This window comes from Rhodoferax ferrireducens (genome assembly GCF_031458075.1).
GTDB classification, from domain to species: domain Bacteria; phylum Pseudomonadota; class Gammaproteobacteria; order Burkholderiales; family Burkholderiaceae_C; genus Rhodoferax_B; species Rhodoferax_B ferrireducens_A.
In genome coordinates, this window is sequence record NZ_JAVDXT010000003.1 from 184872 (window position 1) to 202659 (window position 17788).

Below are 17788 nucleotides of genomic sequence, written 5' to 3' on the forward strand. Positions count from 1 at the left end.
GATACTCACACTAATATTTACTTGACCGAGCCCTTGGGCAAGACTTGTACAACGGCGCTGCGCTGCAATTGGACGACCACACCATTGGCGATTTCCAGGCTGATCGAACCTTCACCCAGGCTGGTGACCTTGCCCAGCAGGCCGCCGGCGGTTGCGACTTCGTCGCCCTTGGCCAGCGCGTCGATCATGGCGCGGTGCTCTTTCTGCTTCTTCATCTGGGGGCGGATCATCACAAAGTACAGCACCACAAACATCAGCACCAGCGGCAGCATGCCGGTCAACGACGACATCATGTCGCCGCCAGCAGGCGCAGCTGCGGGGGCGGTTTGGGCGAAAGCGGAAGAAATGAACACAGAAGGCTCCAACAGCAAATGACAAAAATAAAACCCGCAGACAAGGCTTGGCGCATGCCAAGCACCCAGGCGGGGGTAGAGCGGATTGTATGCGGCTGTGTTAGGCCTTCGCCATCAGGGCTTGCCAGGGCGTAGGGGCATCCAGGTTGCTATTTTTTCAATAGCTAATTACGCTTATCAAATAAGCGCCAACGCCCTGTTTCATGCATTTTTCAAACTGGCCCGCAGCGCATCCCATTGGATGCGGGCTGCCGCCAGGTGTCGCGCCCGCACATGGCCGTAGCCGCGGATTTGCTCGGGAATCCGCGCCAATTGCACGGCCGTCGCATGCCGGGCCGGCGTCAGCTGCGGCAGCAACTCGGCGATGCAGTCGCGGTATTCCTGGATCAGCGCGCGCTCGCCGCGCCGCTCTTCGGTATAGCCAAACGGGTCGAAGGCCGTGCCGCGCAAACCCTTCAACCGGGCCAGCAGACGGAAAGCCAAGCCCATTCCCGGCCCAAAGCTCTGCTTCTGCAGCTCGCCCTTGGCGTTCTTCTTCGCCAGCAGCGGCGGCGCCAGGTGGTAGCGCAGCTTGAAGTCGCCCTCGAACTGCGACTGGATGCGCGCCAGAAAGGCCGGGTCGGCCTGCAGCCGCGCCACCTCGTACTCGTCCTTGTAGGCCATCAGCTTGAACAGATAGCGGGCCACGGCCTCGGTCAGCGGCAGGTGCTTGTCCAGCGGCAGCTCCGCCTGGCGCACCTGGTCCACAAAGGCGCGGTAGCTGTCGGCATACGCGGCGTTCTGGTAGCCGGTCAAGAACTCGACCCGGCGCGCCAGCATCGCGTCCAGCGATTCGCGCGCATGCCAGGTGATGGCCTGGGCCGGTGCCGCCACGCTGGCCGGGTCGACGGCGGCGCGGCGCCCCCAGGCGAAGGCGGTCTTGTTGGACTCTACCGCCATGTCGTTGAGCTCCATGGCGCGCAGCAGCGAGGCCAGCTGCAGCGGCACCCAGCCTTTTTGCCAGGCATAGCCCAGCAGCATGGGGTTCGCGTACAGGCTGTCGCCCATCAGCCGGTTCGCGGCCGCATCGGCGTCGAAGCTGGCCACGGCATCCAGGCCGACGGCGCGCACGATCTCGGCACTGCAGGCCTGGGTCGGGTTCTGCCAATCGGGGTTGTGCACAAAAGCCGCCGTCGGCGCGCTATGCGTATTCAGCGCCACATGGGTGCGGCCGGGGCGCATGCGCTGCAGGGTTTCCTTGCCCGCCGTGACCACCGGGTCGCAGCCCAGCACCAGGTCGGCACCGGCCTGGCTGACCCGGGTGGTGCGGATCGCGTCCTGGCTTTCGGCCAGCAGCACATGGCTCCAGGTGGCGCCGCCTTTTTGCGCCAGGCCCGCCGCGTCCTGGGTGACGATGCCCTTGCCCTCCAGGTGCGCGGCCACGCCCAGCAGCTGGCCCAGGGTGATGACCCCGGTGCCGCCAACCCCCGCCACCACGATGCCCCAGACGCCGGCAATCGGCGCCAGCGTGGGCTCGGGCAGCGGGCTGCCGCTGAATGGCGACAACGCCTGGGCCGGCGTCTTCTTGCGCAGCTGGCCGCCTTCCACCGTCACAAAGCTCGGGCAAAAACCTTTCAGACACGACATGTCCTTGTTGCAGCTGGACTGGTTGATCTGCCGCTTGCGGCCGAACGGCGTCTCCAGCGGCTCCACGCTCAGGCAGTTGCTTTGCTCGCCGCAGTCGCCGCAGCCCTCGCAGACCAGCTCGTTGATCACCACCCGTTTGGCCGGGTCGACCAGGGTGCCGCGCTTACGGCGCCGGCGCTTCTCGGTGGCGCAGGTCTGGTCGTAGATGATGATGGTCGTGCCCTTGATCTCACGGAACTCGCGCTGGATCTCGTCCAGCAGATCCCGGTGCTTGACCTCCACCCCGGCCGCCAGCGCCACACCCTGGTACTTTTCGGGTTCGTCCGTCACCACTACAGTTTTGATAGCACCTTCCGCAAGCACGGACTGCGCAATCTGCACAACCGAGTGTCCTTCGGGGCGCTCGCCGACTTGCTGGCCGCCGGTCATGGCCACGGCGTCGTTGTACAGAATCTTATAGGTGATGTTGACGCCCGCGGCGATCGCCTGGCGGATCGCCAGCAGGCCGCTGTGGAAGTAGGTGCCGTCGCCCAAGTTGGCAAAAATATGCTGGTCGGTGGTGAACGGCTGTTGGCCGACCCAGGGCACGCCTTCGCCGCCCATCTGGGTGAAGGCAATCGTGCTGCGGTCCATCCAGGTGGCCATGAAGTGGCAGCCTATGCCGCCCATGGCGCGCGAGCCTTCGGGCACCACGGTCGAGGTGTTGTGCGGGCAGCCCGAGCAGAACCAGGGCGCGCGCTCGGCCGCCTTGGCGCTGATCTCCACCGCCAGCATGGCGCGCTCCTTGGCGTCCAGCACCGCCAGCTGCGCATCGATGCGCGCGGCCACATCGTCCGGCACGCCCAGCTTCTTCAGCCGCTGGGCAATCGCCCGGGCGATCAACGCCGGCGACAGATCGGCATTGGCGCGCAGCAAGGTGTTGGCCGTAGGGTTGGCCATCGACCACTCGCCACCGCTCTGGTCGCCCTCGGGTTCGTTGAACTTGCCCAGCACATTCGGCCGCACATCGGCACGCCAGTTGTACAGCTCTTCCTTCAGCTGGTATTCGATGACCTGGCGCTTTTCTTCGACCACCAAAATCTCCTGCAGACCGATGGCGAAGTCGCGCGTCAGCTGCGCCTCCAGCGGCCAGACCACGGCGACCTTGTGCAGGCGCAGGCCGATGCGCTGGCAGGTGGCGTCGTCCAGCCCCAGGTCCAGCAGCGCCTGGCGGGTGTCGTTGAAGGCCTTGCCGCTGGCGATCAGGCCGAATCTATCGTTCGGGCCTTCGATCACGTTGTAGTTCAGCCGGTTCGCGCGGATATAGGCCAGCGCGGCATACCACTTGTAGTGCATGAGCCGCGCTTCCTGCTCCAGCGCATGGTCGGGCCAGCGGATGTGCAGGCCGCCGGGCGGCATTTGGAAGTCGGTAGGGATCTTGATCTGCACCCGATCCGGGTCGATCATCACCGTGGCGCTGGACTCGACGATCTCCTGGATGGTCTTCATGCCGGCCCAGACGCCGGAGAAGCGGCTCATGGCAAACGCGTGCAGGCCCAGGTCCAGGATCTCCTGCACATTGGTCGGAAAGAACACCGGCAGGCCGCAAGCCTTAAAGATATGGTCACTCTGGTGCGCGGCGGTCGAACTTTTGGAAATGTGGTCGTCGCCAGCCACCGCAATCACGCCACCGAACTCGGTGGTGCCGGCCATGTTGGCGTGCTTGAACACATCCGAGCAGCGGTCCACCCCCGGCCCCTTGCCGTACCAGATGCCGAACACGCCGTCGAACTTGTTGGTGCCCGGCGGTGAGAAGCCCAGCTGCTGCGTGCCCCATACCGCGGTGGCGGCCAGCTCTTCGTTCACCCCCGGCTGGAACACGATGTTCTGCGCCTTCAGGTACTTGCCGGCCTTCCACAGCGCCTGATCGTAAGTGCCCAGCGGCGACCCCCGGTAGCCGCTGATGAAACCCGCCGTGTTGTGCCCCTGCTGCGCGTCGCGCAGGCGCTGCAGCATCGGCAGCTTGACCAGGGCCTGGACCCCGCTCATGAAGGCGCGGCCATAGTCCAGGCGGTATTTGTCGTCGAGCGTGACCGTCTCTAGGGCCTTGCGGATGTGTTCGGGCAAGGGGGCGTTCATACGGCAGCTCCTAGCTCGACGCCAAATCCCGTGCGTCCGGCTACGCCGCCCGCGCTGTATATGTGCCTACGGCGCAAGCCGCTGTGCGTCTTGTCGTCCAGCGTGACCGTCTCTAGGGCTTTGCGGATGTGTTCCGGCAGGGGTGCGTTCATCGTGCTTGTCTCCAACGGAGTGGGCTCCGCTTTGCCGAAAAGTGTATGCCTGCAAGCGCGGTAAGTGTTTGCGTTTTTTGCCTCGTTTCCCCTACTACACGAAAGGATCTTGCGCAAATACAGTGAATCCATGCTTGATAAATTCGACCTCACCATCCTCGATGCTTTGCAGGCCAACGCCCGCCTGACCAATGCCGAGCTGGCACAGCGCGTCGGCCTGTCCGCCGCGCCCTGTTGGCGCCGGGTCCGCGCGCTGGAGGAAGCCGGCTACATCCGCGGCTACCGCGCCGAGATCGACCGGCACAAGATCGGCCTGGATGTGCTGGCCTTTGTGCGCATCGATGCGGTACAAAACAGCGGCCCCGCGCTGCAAGGCCTGGAAGACGCGATCCGCCTGATCCCCGAGGTCGTGTCCTGCCACTACATCAGCGGCACCGGCACCTTCGAGCTGCAGGTGGTGTCGCGCGACCTGAATACCTTCAGCCAGTTTGCCCGGCAGGTGCTGGTGAACCTGCCGAATGTGAAGGATTTGCACACCAGTTTTTCACTGGGGGAGGTGAAGGGGAATGGGGTGTTGCCGTTGGGGCATTTGGCGGGGTAGCTGGCTGTTTGCTGCAACTTGCATCCCCGGCCGGGATGTGCGCCCGGCGGCGCATACAGAGGGGGACTCCGGGGGTCGGTGGCGCACAGCGCCACATCGCGCCTAAGGCGCGAGCCCGGCGCAGCCGGGCCGGGGTTGGCTGTTCGGCTGTTGGTATTGGCTGTCCGATCCCCCGCCGTGTGGCGTCGGCGAGTAGCGCAGGGCTGGGCGGATCAGGGCCCGCGATTGTTTGAGGCCGTAGGCCGAGTTCGAGCGGGACCCCGACCAGACCGAGCAACGCAGCGTACCGGCACAGCCGGGCGACGACTTCGGCTGGCCTTTTCTTTGGTGACTTTCTTTTGGCCACGCAAAAGACAAGTTACTGCGCTGCCGGGCGCACCACCCGGCTGACCATGCCAGTGGCACCAACTCTCTCACAGAGATCACAAGCCTTTTAGGCCTCTAGCGCATATTTACCCTACGCTAGAAGCTACAAATAAAGTAGCAATTCATCCCCCCTACATGTCACCCCAGATTGCAGTTGCAACACAGCATGCGTGTACACGACACACAGTATTGGCCCCCGCTTGGGAAGATCACCCCATCGCAACAAACAACCCAAAGGATTCACCATGACACGCTCTATCAACCGCATTGCCGCTGCCGCCCTGATCGCCCTGGCCGCCGGCCCTTTTATGGCCGCCCAAGCCGCTACCTCCAATGACGTCGACCTGGCCAGCGCCGTGCAGTCCAGCCTGAACAATTCGCTGGGCAGCGATGCCAGCGGCCTGACCGTCACCGCCAACAACGGCAACATCACCTTGCACGGCTGGACCCAAGGCCCGCAAGAAGAAGCCAAGGCCCGCTTCGTCGCCAGCAAGGTGCCCGGCGTGCACAACGCTTACAGCTCGGTGCGCACCTTCTCCAGCGACAGCAACGAGTAAACGCCACGCGCCGCTCGGCGCGGCGCAATGATTTCCCCCAGTGTCCCGAACACACGGCGCAGCCTCCGGGCTCACCGTAGCTGCCGGGTTAAGGCCTCTGCCGCATGGCATCCATGCGACAGGGGCTTTTTTTTGCCTAAATCGCACGGCTTGCGTGCAAAACATCAGGCATTTTTGGCACCTTAGGCATATTTCACCAGCGGCAACAGCTCTTCATTCCATAGCAAAAACCACCCTAGGGTTTCACCCTAGATTGCATCTGTAACAAAGCAGTACAACTTCCGACACACAGCCGTCCCCGCGGGTTGAGAAGATCACCCCATCGCACCAACAATGGTGTAACAACTCAAAGGATTTACCATGACCCGCTCCATCACCGGCATCGCCGCTTCCGCTCTGTTCGCCCTGGCCGCTGGCGCCTTCCTGCCCGCCCACGCAGCCACCGACGCCGACCTGGCCAGTTCTGTGCAAAGCGCCATTTCCAGCTCCATGGGCGACGACGCCAAGAACATCACCGTCACCGCCAACGGCAGCGATGTCACGGTGCGCGGCTGGGCCAAGGGCCCATTGGAAGAGTCCAAGGCCCGCTATGTGGCCAGCACCGTTCCCGGTGTGAGCAATGCCTACAGCACCGTGCGCACCTACTCGAACGAAAGCAGCAAGTAAGCTGCATTACCAGCCGCTTCAGCCCCCCCGGCTTGAAGCGACATTCAACGCCCTCTGTACCGGCCAAGCTGCCGCTGCAGGGGGCGTTTTCGTTGCGGGGACTGCCGGGCTATAGTGGTTTGCTCCGTCAATAACCAAGCCCCATGAAACTCGCCATCGTCACCGACATCCACGGCAACCTGGCCGCCCTCGAAGCGGTGGCGGCCGACATCCGCCGGCGCGGCGCCGACCAGGTGGTGAACCTGGGCGATAGCCTGTCGGGACCGCTGCTGCCGCGCGAGACTGCGCAGTTCCTGATGGCCGAAGGCTGGCTCAGCCTGGCCGGCAACCACGAGCGCCAAATCCTGACCCACGGCCCCGAACGCATAGGCGCGTCCGACGCCTATGCGCTGGCCCAGCTGACGGCGCCGGAGCTGGACTGGCTGCGCGGGCTGCCCGCCACAACGCGGCTGGACGGTGGCATTTTTCTGTGCCACGGCACGCCCCGCAGCGATGTCGAATACTTTCTGGAAACCCTGGTGCCCGGCCAAGGCCAGACCCGCGCCGCCACGCCGGCCGAAGTTGCGCTGCGCCTGGGCGATGAAAGCGCCGGCCTGGTGGCCTGCGGCCACACCCATATTCCGCGCGCAGTGCGCAGTGGCCGTGGCCAGCTGCTAGTCAACCCCGGCAGCGTAGGCCTGGGCGCGTACGACGACGAACTACCCGAGCCCCATGTGGTGGAAACCGGCTCGCCCGATGCACGCTACGCGATGCTCGAGCGCCTGCCCGGTGGTGGCTGGACCGCCGCCCTGCTGTCGGTGCCCTATGACCATGAGGCCATGGCCCAGCTGGCGCAGCAACGCGGCCGGCCCGAATGGGCGCAGGCGCTGCGGACCGGGTACCTGCGCTAAGACCTCAGTCCCAGATCGGCGCCAGGCCTTCGGGGCTGGTCAGGCGCTCGCCGCGGTCCAGTGCGGCGATCTGCGCCATCTCGACATCGCTGAGTTTGAGTTGTGGGGCCAGCAAATTGCTCTGCAGATTGGCACGCTTTGTCGACGAGGGAATCACCGCATAGCCCAGCTGCATGGCCCAGGCCAGCACCACCTGCGCCGGCGTCGCCGCGTGGCTGTGGGCAATCGCTTGAACCACCGGATCGTGCAACACCTTGCCGTAGGCCAAGGTCATGTACGAGGTGATGGCGATACCCTGGCTGCGCGCAAACTCGGCAACTTTGCGGTTCTGCAGATACGGGTGCAGCTCGATCTGGTTCGTGGCGATCTCGCTGGCGCCGACGGCGGCGATGGCCTGCTGCACCAGATCGATGTTGAAGTTGGACACCCCGATCTGCCGCGTCAGGCCCTGGCGCTTGGCATCCAGCAGCGCGGCCATGAACTCGGCCACCGGCACCGCATTGCCGGGCGACGGCCAGTGGATCAGGGTCAAGTCCACCTGCTCGGTACGCAGCTTGGCCAGGCTGGCTTGCAGGCTGGGCAGCAGCTTGTCCTGGGCGTAGTTTTCCACCCAGATCTTGGTGGTGATAAACAGGTCTTTGCGGGCCACGCCGCTCTCGGCCATCGCCTGGCCGACCTCGGCCTCGTTGCCGTAGATCTGCGCGGTGTCGATGGCGCGGTAGCCGAGGTCCAGGCCGTTCTTTACCGAGTCGATAACGACCTGGCCTTGCAGGCGGAAGGTGCCCAGGCCGAAGGCCGGAATGCTGTGTGTGTTGCTCATGTTGAATCCTTGAAGTTCAGTGAAAAAATCAATGGCCTACCGGCACCACGGTGCCGCTGCGGTGTGGAATGCCCTGGCGCCGGTCGAGTACGCCGCTCCACTGGGTAAGTGCCAGCGAGACCAGCACCACCAGCGCGCCTATCCATGGGGTGTGGATCAGCCCCAAGTGCGTAACGATCAGGCCTCCAGCCCAGGCGGCGCCAGCAATGCCGAGGTTGAAGGCGGCGATGTTCAGGCCCGAGGCCACGTCCACCGCCTGCGGCGCAAAGCGCTCGGCCTGCTTGACCACATACACCTGCAGGCCGGGCACGTTGCCAAAGGCCACCGCGCCCCACAGCAGCACAGTCAGCAGCGCCAGCCATTTGTGCGGCGCGGTGAAAGTCAGCAGCAAAAGCACGGCCGCCAGCAGCGCAAAAATAATGCGCAGCGCGGGGATGGGGCCGAGCCGGTCGGCCAGCTTGCCGCCCCAGATATTGCCCACCGCCACCGACACGCCGTAGACCAGCATCACCCAGCCCACCGCCCCGGCGCTGAAGCCAGAGATGTCGGTCAGGATAGGCGCCAGAAAGGTGAACGGGATGAAAGTGCCGCCATAGCCAATCGCCGTCTTGGCGTAGACCAGCAGGAGGCGCGGCTCAGCCAGCACCTTGGCCTGCTGCAGCAGCGAGGCCGGCGCGGCATGGCGGATGTTGTTCGGCACAAACAGCCAGCTGCCGATGAAGGCCACTACGCCCAGCGCCGACACGGCCAGAAAGGTTTCGCGCCAGCCAAAGTGCTGGCCGATGAAGGTGCCCAGCGGCACGCCGGTGACCAGGGCCACGGTAAGGCCGGTGAACATGGTGGCGATGGCGCTGGCGGCTTTTTCCTTAGGCACCAGGCTGGTGGCGATGGTCGAGCCTATCGAGAAGAACACGCCGTGCGCCAGCCCGGTGAGGATGCGCGCCGCCACCAGCGACCCGTAGCTGGGCGCTAGCCAGGCCAGCAGATTGCCGGCGGTAAACGCCACCATCAGCGACAGCAGCAAGGCTTTGCGCGGCAGCTTGCCGGTGAGCGCGGTGAGCACCGGCGCGCCGATGGCGACGCCCAGCGCGTAGAGGCTGACCAGCAGGCCGGCCGAGGGCAGGCTGATGGCCAGGTCGGCGGCCACCGTAGGCAGCAGGCCGACGATGACGAACTCGGTCGTCCCGATGGCGAAAGCGCTGAGGGTCAGCGCGAGCAAGGCAATAGGCATGGAAAACACTCCTGTATGGGTTAGGCAGGAGTGTGGCGACTATGTCTTTGCAGAAAAACCCTGCAATCCTCAAAATACTATTGATTCCATATCAACAATGCGATGCGCTACATGTCGGCCTGGATTGCAGTTGCAACACAGCAGGTATGTCCACGACACACAGCATTGGCCCCCGCTTGGGAAGATCACCCCATCGCAACAAACAACCCAAAGGATTCACCATGACACGCTCTTTCAACCGCATCGCCGCTGCCGCTCTGATCGCCCTGGCCGCCGGCCCTTTCATGGCTGCCCAAGCCGCTACCTCCAATGACGCTGACTTGGCCAGCGCCGTGCAGTCCAGTCTGAACAATTCGCTGGGCAGCGATGCCAGCGGCCTGACCGTCACCGCCAACAACGGCAACATCACCTTGCACGGCTGGACCCAAGGCCCGCAAGAAGAAGCCAAGGCCCGCTTCGTCGCCAGCAAGGTGCCCGGCGTGCACAACGCTTACAGCGCCGTGCGCACCTTCTCCAGCGACAGCAACGAGTAAGACCTGTACGCCGGCGGCGGATAAGCCATCCGCTGCCCGGCTACTGCTGCGCCAGCCACTGCTCGGCGCGCAGCAAATCGTCCAACGTGTCGATGTCGGTGACGCACCCCCGGTCATCCACCTCCATCACTGCTACGGAATGCATAGCAGCTTGCGCCCGCACTATCTGCGCTGCGCCCTGATTCCCCTTTAATTCCAGCAGCTGGGGCCCACAGGCCGCGGCAAAGCGCACGGGATGGCCGCGCTGGCCCTGGTACTGCGGCAGCGTGACGGCCGCCGGCGGCGCCAACGCAATCGCCCGCAAGGTCTCGCTGCGCAGCAGCGGCAGATCGCCGGGCAGGATCAGCCAGCCGGGCGCATCGGCCGTGGCCCGCACCCCGGCCGCAATCGAGTCGCCCATGCCGGGGCGCGAAGCATCGGCATGCACCACGTAGCTGGGCAAGCCGCTGGCCTGCACCGCGGCCAGCACATGGTCGAGCACGCGCTTGCCAGCCAGCAGCGCCTCCAGCTTGTGCACCTGGCCGCCGGATGCGGCAAAGCGCTCACCGCGGCCGGCGGCCAACACGATAACGACGGGAAGTGCTTTGGGATCTGCAGACATGGCGGGGAACGTGAAAGCACCAGTATGGCCCAGCCCAAGTGTGAATAATGGGAGACTCCAGCCCCTGGCTACATCCCCCGTACTTCCGCATGAACCTGACCTGCCCCAGCTGCCACAAAGTATGTAGACCGCGGGCCAAATTCTGCAACCATTGCCTGCAGTCGTTTGCGGACCTGACCCTGTGCCGCATCTGCAATCGGCTGACCCCCGACGGCCAGGCCTGCACCCACTGCGGTGGTGCCCCGGCGCCCGCTGCCATCGTTGCAGCAGACAGCCCCCACGCCCAAGCGCCCGCTGCCGCCAAGCCGCGCCGCAGCTGGGCCCTGCTGGGGCTGGCGTTGGCGGTCGTGCTACTGGGCGGTGGCTATGCACTGCTGGGTCAGCGCAGCACGGCGGTCGCCATCACCACGCCGCCCGGCCCACCGGCCGTGGCCGCGCCTGCGGCCATGCCGGCCCGGCTGGAGCAGGCCCAGGCCGAAGCGCTCAAGGCCCTGGCCGAACCCATATCGATACCGGCGCCGCTGCCAATCCCCCAACCGCTGCCAGCAGTGGCCAAGCGCGTGCCGGCCAAGGCCGCGGCTTCCAGTCCCGTCGTGCCTGTCACGACGGTCGCGGCTACCGCCGCGCCGGCCCCCGAGCCCGCTGCGGTGGAAAAGCCCGTTGCGCCCAAAGCCAAGACCATCGACGAAGTATTCAGCGAACGCCTGGCTGCCGAATGCAGCAGCGGGCTGAGCGGCCTGGTCTGCCGCGAGAAGTTGCGCTATGCGGTCTGCGGCGACCGCTGGTCACAGACACCGCCCCCGGGGCAGTCGATCTGCAAGGGCGCGCCGACCCACTAAGCCTTATTTCGGCAGCACCTCGAACGCCAGAAACTGGGTGATCTGGCTGGCAGCGTTGAAGTTATTGTCCGACACCAGCACCAGGCTGCGCCGGCCGTTGGCCAGCAGCGGGCCCCAGGCCATGCCTTCCAGGTTGTCCACCTTGGCCAGGCCCAGGCTGTTCATGTCCTGCACCAGGCGTTTTTTCAGCGGCGTGTAGCTGGCGCCCACTAGCGTGGCCACGCCGTGGATATTGCTCGCGCCGTCAGTGTCCACCTCGTACAGGCGCACATAGTTTTTGTAGTTGTTGTCGGCGCCCTGCACGCCGGCGCGCTCCAGCACCAGCAGCTGGTGGCCGTTGATGGCCAGAATCTCGGGCACACCGTTGTCGGCGTTCTTGCCGGTAGCAGGTGCTGCGGGAATCGCATCCAGCGCATAGGTGTACTGGCCCAGCACAGTGCCGCTGCGGTCATAGCGGGTGAAGCGGGTGACGGCCGGAGTGGTGGGCGTGGGTAGCGGGCCGTCCTCGTAGACCGGGGCCTCCATGGCCACCCACAGCGACTGGCCGTCGGGCGCGAAGCTCAGGCCCTCGAAAGTGCCGTTGTTGCGCGAGCCCTTGTTCTCTGTGGGGTTCATCTTGAACAGGCTGGGCAGGGGCAGGGTGGCGAGCAGCTTGCCGTCCTTGCCCATCTGGGCGACGAACGGGTCCAGGCCCAGGCTACGGTCGCCCTCGCTGGTCCACCACAGGCTGTTGTTCAACGGATCCACGCGCAGCGATTCGGGGTCGACCACCAGGCCGCCGGTAGTACGGTTCGGGTAGGTGCTGCCGTTGGCCTGCTTGAGGCTGACGGAGGTTTGCACCTGCACCGCCGTGAAGCTGCTCTGGCTGTAGTCCAGCCGGGCCGTGTAGTAGCGCGCGGGATTGTTGTCCGAGCGGTCATCGCTGATCAGATACCAGGTGTTGCTGGCGCGGTCGTAGTCAATGCCGGACAGGCCGCCGACCAGGGTGGCATCCACCTGCAGGCTGTTGGAAATGGTTTGCTCGCCGATCAGGCGCAGCGCGGCGACGGAGGGCTCGGCATCGTCGCTGCCGCCGCAGGCGGTCAAGCATGCTGCGACCAGCGCGGCCAGGGGGAAGAGCAGATTCATGGTGTGCAAGCCGGTTGGGGTTTATCCGACGGCATGCTTATGCCGTCGGATAAACCCCTTCGCCCGGGGCGGGGCGAAGGGGCTAGAAATAGCTCAGTTGGCAGAGGCTCAGGTGCCGATCACGCCGCCGTCGTTCTTGGTGATCACCACCGTGGCCGAGCGCGGGCGGGCCGTCGTGGTGCCGCCGGCGCCGTAGCCCGCATTCGCAGGCCAATGGCTGAGGAACTTGCTGGGGTCGCCGATGTTGGCCTTGCTGATGGTTTCGCCCGGGTGCTGGATGTTGACGAACACGGTCTTGCCGTCCGGGGTTTCGCTGCAGCCGGTGATCTCGCAGTCCTTGGGCCCGACCAGGAAGCGGCGCAGCGTGTCCACCGTAGGCTTGGCGCCGACGCGGGTGGTCACGGCCACGGTGCTGCTGTCGGCCTTGGTGTAGTTCAGCGTGGCGGTCGTGCCGTCGCCCACCGTGCCGGGCTTGCCGATCAGCATCATGCAGTTGGTGACATCGGTGTAGGAGCCGTCGTCGGTCTGGATGAAGCAGAAGCCCGAGCTGCGGCTGAACCACAGGCCGTCGGGGCTGGAGAAGTCTTGCGACGCGGTCAGGGCCGACAGATTGACCTTGGCCAGGTCGGCACCGGCCTCGGCGCCGAACAGGTAGACGTCCCAGGTGAAGCTGGTAGCGGCCGATTCACCGCCGGCTTCGGCCATGCGCACGATGTGGCCATTGATGTTGCCGGCCGCGCCCAGGCTGCCGCCGATCTTGGCGTCCTGGTAGGAGCGCGGGTTGGCTGCATCCAGGCCGAACTGGCTGCCGGTGGGCTCCAGCTTGCGGTTGCTGTTGTTGGTCAGTGTGTAGTAGATCTCGCCGGTGGTGGGGTGCACGGCGCACCATTCGGGGCGGTCCATCTTGGTCGCGCCCACGGCGTCGGCCGCCAGGCGGGCGTTGACCAGCACATCGGCCTGGTCGGCAAACGCATAGGTGGCGTAGCCGGCAATCGTGCTGTTGCTGATGTTCAGTTCGATCCAGCTGCCCGAGCCATCGGCGGCGAACTTGGCCACAAACAGCTTGCCGCTGTCCAGGTATTTGTCGCCGGTGGCGATGCGGTCGCTGGGGTTGGCATCGGCCGGGGCCCACAGCGCGGTAGAGACGAACTTGTACATGTACTCGCCCTGCGAGTCGTCACCCATGTAGACGGCCAGCGGCTTGCCCGCAGTGAGCTTGCCGAAGGACGCGCTTTCGTGCGCAAAGCGGCCCAGGCCGGTGCGCTTGCGGATGGCCGCGGTCTTCACGTAGGGGTCGATTTCCACGATGTAGCCAAAGGTGTTCAGCTCGTTGCGGTAGTCGTCGCTACCGTCGCTGGACACGCCGGTCTGGCTGATGTTCCAGCGCCGGTACTGGTCGGCGCTGCCGGTGGTTTCCCAGCCGTGGCGGCTGGTGGCGCCGGCCGCGCGGCCATAGCGCTTGAGCGACACCACGCTCTTGGCAGTGGCGCCGCCACGCGCCGTGTCGTCGCCAGACACGCGGGTGAAGTAGCCGGCCCAGTTTTCTTCGCCGGTCAAAAAGCTGCCCCAGGGCGTGTAGCCGGTGCCGCAGTTGTTGATGGTGCCGCGGGCCGTCAGGCCGGTGGGCGCGTACAAAGTCTTGACCAGCGCATTGCCCTTGACCGGACCCGACAGGGTGACCGGCGTGAGCGGCGTGATGCGGCGGTTGTAGGCCGAACCCTGGGTGTAAGCGAAGACGCCGGAGGCGTTCTTCGCCACCTCGACGATGGACACGCCGTGGGCCGGAATCTCCTTGTCGGTCTCGCTGGCCGGGCGGGTGCCGCTGGTGGTGCCGGCCGCGTGCAGGAACTGGTCGGTGATCGCCTCGTGGTTCATCACCAGCAGGCCGCGGCTGGAGCCGTTGGCATCGCGGGCGGTGCCGGCGGCGTTCAGGCCGAAGTACTCCATGCCGTCATGGTGGTCGCCTGCACGGTTGTCGAAGTCGGTATCGGTGCCGTCGTTCTTGTAGGCCGCCGTGCCCGAGGTCAGCGGATCGCCGAGCGCGTACACCACGTTGGCGGTATAGCCGGAAGGCACGGCCACCACGTCGAGCAAGCTCTTCTCGACCGCTGTGAAGCCGAGCTTGTAGTCCACCGCCACCGCAGCATCCCCACCGCCGCCACCGCAGGCGGTCAACGCAAAACTGCCCATCACCGCGGCCCCGGCCGTGCCCACCCCCATGCGCAACACACCGCGCCGGCTCAGGCGGGTGTCGATCAGGCTGGAAATGCTGGGGTTGTTGCTGGTATTGCTGTCTTCGTGGTGGGAGTCAGCGCCGGGGCGCAGGGATGCGGTCATCGTGGAAGCTTTCTGTGGATTTACAAAACTTCACGATGCTAGAAAGACTGTGTGACACGGGCGTGGCAGTGTGGGTGGCCTTTTCTTTGGTGCAAAAAAAAGCCTCTGTCGCATGGATGCCATGCGGCAGAGGCCTTAACCCGGCAGCTACGGTGAGCCCGGCGGCTGCACCGTGTGTTCGGGACACTGGGGGAAATCATTGCGCCGCGCCGAGCGGCGCGTGGCGCTTACTCGTTGCTGTCGCTGGAGAAAGTGCGCACCGAGCTGTAAGCGTTGTGCACGCCGGGCACCTTGCTGGCGACGAAGCGGGCCTTGGCTTCTTCTTGTGGGCCTTGGGTCCAGCCGTGCAAGGTGATGTTGCCGTTGTTGGCGGTGACGGTCAGACCGCTGGCATCGCTGCCCAGCGAATTGTTCAGGCTGGACTGCACGGCGCTGGCCAGGTCGGCGTCACTGCTGGTAGCGGCCTGGGCAGCCATGAAAGGGCCGGCAGCCAGGGCGATCAGGGCGGCAGCGGCAATGCGGTTGAAAGAGCGTGTCATGGTGAATCCTTTGGGTTGTTGGTTGCGATGGGGTGATCTTCCCAAGCGCAGACCAGCTTTGTGTGTCGTGGACTGAAAGGCTTGTTATTTCTGGATGTACGTTGGTGTTTCGTGCATCCCCGGCCGGGTGGTGCGCCCGGCAGCGCAGTAACTTTCTTTTGCGTGGCCAAAAGAAAGTCACCAAAGAAAAGGCCAGCCGAAGTCGTCGTCCCTGCGCTGCGCTCCGGGCACGCTGCGTTGCTCGGTCTGAGCGGGGTCTGGCTAAACTCGCTGCGCTCAAACAACGCCAGCCCTGATCCGCTCAGCCCTGCGCTACTCGCCGACGCCACACGGCGTGGGAGCGGGAGCGGACACCCAGCCCGGCAAGCCGGGCATCGCGCCCTAGGCGCGAAGTGGCGCGTTGCGCCACCGATCCCGATCCCGGGGTCCCCCTCTGTATGCGCCGAGGAGCACAGCTTTGGGCGGATCAGGGCTGGCGTTGTTTGAGCCGCAGGCGAGTTTAGCCAGACCCCGCCCAAAGCGAAGCACCGCAGGTTTCCCAGCGCGATAGCGCTGGGACGCAGGCAGTGGGGGCGCCTTTCTTTTGGTGACTTTTCTTTTGCGCAAAAGAAAAGTCACTGCGCCGTCGGGCGCATACCCGGCCAGCGGCGTGAGTGGTATCAACTACCGCACACATCAGCACAAGTTTGCATGGAAATATTTAAGAGAAAAGTGCCTCCAGCGCACACCGTACCTGCGCAAATAGCTACAAAAACCAGAGCATTTCGCACCTCCTTCTTTTGAAGGACAGAAACCGAAAGTTGATGAGTGGCCAGATTCCGCTGGGCTATAGTGGCCCGTCGCTTTGTTGGCCGGTTTTTCTGGAGTTTTTATGGTCTTTGACCGTTCGTTTCAAACGTGAGAAACCCAAAGCCAGAATTGGATTTCTGGGTGATTCTGAGGCCCGTGTTAAGACGACAAATGCGATGTTGGGGAGACCACGATGATGTCTCTACATATTGGGTTAGACGTCGCAAACTCGCGGCGAATCACGACTCGTGCAGAATTTATTTTTCGTTCGTAGGGAGACATAGAACATGAATAGCGCTTTGGAGGCAATCGCCGTGGCGATCGACGCTCTCGCGACTGCGGTAGCGGGCGCCTGGGGTTCTGACGCTACGGTATGTGAAGGATTGGGATGGTTTGGCCCAGCTGTGACTCGACATGATCTTGCACAGATCGCCCGCTCGCTCGCTACGGACATCCGGAGTACGCAGTCCGAGTCAATTGATCCAAGCATTGAACCGATGGTTTTGGACTTTCCACGCCGACTCCAAATCCTTCAGGCGAACACGGTTCCACAAATGTTTACTGGGAATGGAGGGCAGGCCATCCCTGCATACCTATCGACTCTCCAGGTCATCAGAACTGCAATCCTGCCGGCAATTGGATGGCAAGTCGTTCCTGACCCCAAAGGACTTCCGCCCGCGCTCGCTAGGCGCGTTCGTGCGGCTACAGCGGAAATGGATCAAATTGACCCGGAACTTGCTCAACTCTCCGGGAAGATTGGCGACATAAATACAGCACATCGAATCGCAGACTCTTTGCCGATTGATCTTCAAGCGCTTTCTGAAGCTAGACAAAAACTAGAGCATTCAGCAAGCTCGGGTGAGATATTGACGCAGAAGCTGGAAACCGCATGGACCGACGCGCAGACTTCGGCGCGACTAGCCAAGCAATTTGAGGAAGAAGCCCAAAAGCTAGTAGACAAGTGCGAAGACGCATACAAGATCACTACAACGAAGGGGCTTGCCGGCGCCTTTGATCAAAGGGCGGGAAAGTTGGCATGGTCGATGTGGGCGTGGGTCTTTGGGCTCGTTGTTGCGCTGGTTCTAGGCTCGTTCATTGGTGCCCACCGTCTCGAGGTGCTTTCGGCAACCTTGCAAACTCCGAATCCGAACTTGGCTGGCCTCGCATTCCAAGCACTCCTGTCTGCACTAAGCGTTGGGGCGCCTCTCTGGTTCGCTTGGCTGGCGACAAAGCAGATTGGTCAGCGATTTCGCTTGGCCGAAGACTATGCGTTCAAGGCAACTGTGGCGAAAGCCTATGAGGGCTATCGCAAAGAAGCTGCTCGCATCGATCCTGATTTTGAACACCGCCTATTCGGCTCAGCGTTGTCTCGACTAGATGAAGCCCCGTTGCGACTCGTAGATCTGAATTCGCATGGAAGTCCCGGACACGAAGCCATTGATTCGGAGATCCTGCGTAAGGCCATTGAAACCATCCCTGAGTTTCGAGACAAGTTTCTGCAACTTCTGAAGGAAGCTACCAGCGCTGTGGCAGCTTCTGTTAAGAAGAAGGATGAAGCGGTTCAATCCGAATCACCCAAGTAGGCCACGGTGACGTCCAACCCTTCATCGAAGGGATGCCCAAAAGGCTACGCCTTTTTGCG

General features: G+C 63.9%; 15 protein-coding genes. 7 read left to right on the forward strand and 8 right to left on the reverse strand.

Annotated features, from left to right (window positions below; translation table 11 throughout):
• Positions 1 to 17: 17 nt before the first annotated feature.
• Together yajC and J2X19_RS16315 are read right to left on the reverse strand one after the other, a co-directional pair.
• Entirely contained in the window at positions 18 to 353 is a 336-nt protein-coding gene (gene yajC, locus J2X19_RS16310) for a preprotein translocase subunit YajC (RefSeq protein WP_310374817.1), read from the reverse strand.
• Between the two features lie 201 nt (positions 354 to 554).
• A complete protein-coding gene (locus J2X19_RS16315; RefSeq protein ID WP_310374818.1) occupies positions 555 to 4097 on the reverse strand; it encodes an indolepyruvate ferredoxin oxidoreductase family protein in 3543 nt (1180 codons plus the stop codon).
• 282 nt (positions 4098 to 4379) lie between these two features.
• Here J2X19_RS16315 and J2X19_RS16320 point away from each other — a divergent pair, with 282 nt between their 5' ends.
• From J2X19_RS16320 to J2X19_RS16335, 4 genes are all read left to right on the forward strand, one after another.
• A complete protein-coding gene (locus J2X19_RS16320) occupies positions 4380 to 4850 on the forward strand; it encodes an Lrp/AsnC family transcriptional regulator (RefSeq protein ID WP_116608504.1) in 471 nt (156 codons plus the stop codon).
• A 611-nt stretch (positions 4851 to 5461) separates the two neighbouring features.
• Positions 5462 to 5773, forward strand: a complete 312-nt coding sequence (locus J2X19_RS16325; protein WP_310374819.1) for a BON domain-containing protein — start codon at positions 5462 to 5464, stop codon at positions 5771 to 5773.
• A gap of 360 nt (positions 5774 to 6133) precedes the next feature.
• Complete coding sequence (locus J2X19_RS16330; RefSeq protein ID WP_310374821.1) at positions 6134 to 6439, forward strand: BON domain-containing protein; 306 nt, start codon at positions 6134 to 6136, stop codon at positions 6437 to 6439.
• A gap of 143 nt (positions 6440 to 6582) precedes the next feature.
• Positions 6583 to 7329 carry a metallophosphoesterase family protein gene (locus tag J2X19_RS16335; protein WP_310374823.1) on the forward strand — a complete coding sequence of 249 codons (747 nt, stop codon included), beginning with the start codon at positions 6583 to 6585 and terminating at the stop codon, positions 7327 to 7329.
• A 4-nt stretch (positions 7330 to 7333) separates the two neighbouring features.
• Here the strand turns inward: J2X19_RS16335 and dkgB are convergent, their stop codons facing one another.
• Both dkgB and J2X19_RS16345 read right to left on the reverse strand, forming a co-directional pair.
• The gene (gene dkgB / locus J2X19_RS16340; protein WP_310374825.1) at positions 7334 to 8149 is read right to left on the reverse strand and encodes a 2,5-didehydrogluconate reductase DkgB; all 816 of its coding nucleotides are present in this window, start codon (positions 8147 to 8149) and stop codon (positions 7334 to 7336) included.
• A 28-nt stretch (positions 8150 to 8177) separates the two neighbouring features.
• Positions 8178 to 9380, reverse strand: a complete 1203-nt coding sequence (locus J2X19_RS16345) for an MFS transporter (protein ID WP_310374827.1) — start codon at positions 9378 to 9380, stop codon at positions 8178 to 8180.
• A 221-nt stretch (positions 9381 to 9601) separates the two neighbouring features.
• Between J2X19_RS16345 and J2X19_RS16350 the strand changes: the two genes are divergently transcribed.
• Positions 9602 to 9913 carry a BON domain-containing protein gene (locus J2X19_RS16350; RefSeq protein ID WP_310374830.1) on the forward strand — a complete coding sequence of 104 codons (312 nt, stop codon included), beginning with the start codon at positions 9602 to 9604 and terminating at the stop codon, positions 9911 to 9913.
• A gap of 40 nt (positions 9914 to 9953) precedes the next feature.
• Here J2X19_RS16350 and J2X19_RS16355 read toward each other — a convergent pair whose 3' ends face one another.
• Complete coding sequence (locus J2X19_RS16355; RefSeq protein WP_310374832.1) at positions 9954 to 10514, reverse strand: nucleotidyltransferase family protein; 561 nt, start codon at positions 10512 to 10514, stop codon at positions 9954 to 9956.
• Positions 10515 to 10561: 47 nt separating this feature from the next.
• On the opposite strand from J2X19_RS16355, the gene J2X19_RS16360 reads away from it, so the two are divergent.
• Positions 10562 to 11353 carry a hypothetical protein gene (locus J2X19_RS16360; protein WP_310374834.1) on the forward strand — a complete coding sequence of 264 codons (792 nt, stop codon included), beginning with the start codon at positions 10562 to 10564 and terminating at the stop codon, positions 11351 to 11353.
• A gap of 3 nt (positions 11354 to 11356) precedes the next feature.
• On the opposite strand, the gene J2X19_RS16365 is transcribed toward J2X19_RS16360, so the two are convergent.
• From J2X19_RS16365 to J2X19_RS16375, 3 genes are all read right to left on the reverse strand, one after another.
• Positions 11357 to 12481: an esterase-like activity of phytase family protein gene (locus J2X19_RS16365; RefSeq protein WP_310374836.1), complete on the reverse strand. Its 1125-nt coding sequence runs from the start codon at positions 12479 to 12481 to the stop codon at positions 11357 to 11359.
• 108 nt (positions 12482 to 12589) lie between these two features.
• Positions 12590 to 14818, reverse strand: a complete 2229-nt coding sequence (locus tag J2X19_RS16370) for a PhoX family protein (RefSeq protein WP_310374838.1) — start codon at positions 14816 to 14818, stop codon at positions 12590 to 12592.
• 227 nt (positions 14819 to 15045) lie between these two features.
• Positions 15046 to 15357 carry a BON domain-containing protein gene (locus tag J2X19_RS16375; RefSeq protein WP_310374840.1) on the reverse strand — a complete coding sequence of 104 codons (312 nt, stop codon included), beginning with the start codon at positions 15355 to 15357 and terminating at the stop codon, positions 15046 to 15048.
• Between the two features lie 1076 nt (positions 15358 to 16433).
• Here J2X19_RS16375 and J2X19_RS16380 point away from each other — a divergent pair.
• Positions 16434 to 17729 (forward strand): hypothetical protein, encoded by a 1296-nt coding sequence (locus J2X19_RS16380; protein WP_310374842.1) that lies wholly within the window; start codon positions 16434 to 16436, stop codon positions 17727 to 17729.
• Positions 17730 to 17788 lie beyond the last annotated feature (59 nt).

Excerpts from the sequence above, each read along its gene's own strand:
- J2X19_RS16315 (WP_310374818.1), bottom strand. The coding sequence starts at position 4,097 with ATGAACGCCCCCTTGCCCGAACACATCCGCAAGGCCCTAGAGACGGTC.
- J2X19_RS16320 (WP_116608504.1), top strand. The coding sequence starts at position 4,380 with ATGCTTGATAAATTCGACCTCACCATCCTCGATGCTTTGCAGGCCAAC.
- J2X19_RS16325 (WP_310374819.1), top strand. The coding sequence starts at position 5,462 with ATGACACGCTCTATCAACCGCATTGCCGCTGCCGCCCTGATCGCCCTG.
- J2X19_RS16330 (WP_310374821.1), top strand. The coding sequence starts at position 6,134 with ATGACCCGCTCCATCACCGGCATCGCCGCTTCCGCTCTGTTCGCCCTG.
- J2X19_RS16335 (WP_310374823.1), top strand. The coding sequence starts at position 6,583 with ATGAAACTCGCCATCGTCACCGACATCCACGGCAACCTGGCCGCCCTC.
- dkgB (WP_310374825.1), bottom strand. The coding sequence starts at position 8,149 with ATGAGCAACACACACAGCATTCCGGCCTTCGGCCTGGGCACCTTCCGC.
- J2X19_RS16345 (WP_310374827.1), bottom strand. The coding sequence starts at position 9,380 with ATGCCTATTGCCTTGCTCGCGCTGACCCTCAGCGCTTTCGCCATCGGG.
- J2X19_RS16350 (WP_310374830.1), top strand. The coding sequence starts at position 9,602 with ATGACACGCTCTTTCAACCGCATCGCCGCTGCCGCTCTGATCGCCCTG.
- J2X19_RS16355 (WP_310374832.1), bottom strand. The coding sequence starts at position 10,514 with ATGTCTGCAGATCCCAAAGCACTTCCCGTCGTTATCGTGTTGGCCGCC.
- J2X19_RS16360 (WP_310374834.1), top strand. The coding sequence starts at position 10,562 with ATGGGAGACTCCAGCCCCTGGCTACATCCCCCGTACTTCCGCATGAAC.
- J2X19_RS16365 (WP_310374836.1), bottom strand. The coding sequence starts at position 12,481 with ATGAATCTGCTCTTCCCCCTGGCCGCGCTGGTCGCAGCATGCTTGACC.
- J2X19_RS16370 (WP_310374838.1), bottom strand. The coding sequence starts at position 14,818 with ATGACCGCATCCCTGCGCCCCGGCGCTGACTCCCACCACGAAGACAGC.
- J2X19_RS16375 (WP_310374840.1), bottom strand. The coding sequence starts at position 15,357 with ATGACACGCTCTTTCAACCGCATTGCCGCTGCCGCCCTGATCGCCCTG.
- J2X19_RS16380 (WP_310374842.1), top strand. The coding sequence starts at position 16,434 with ATGAATAGCGCTTTGGAGGCAATCGCCGTGGCGATCGACGCTCTCGCG.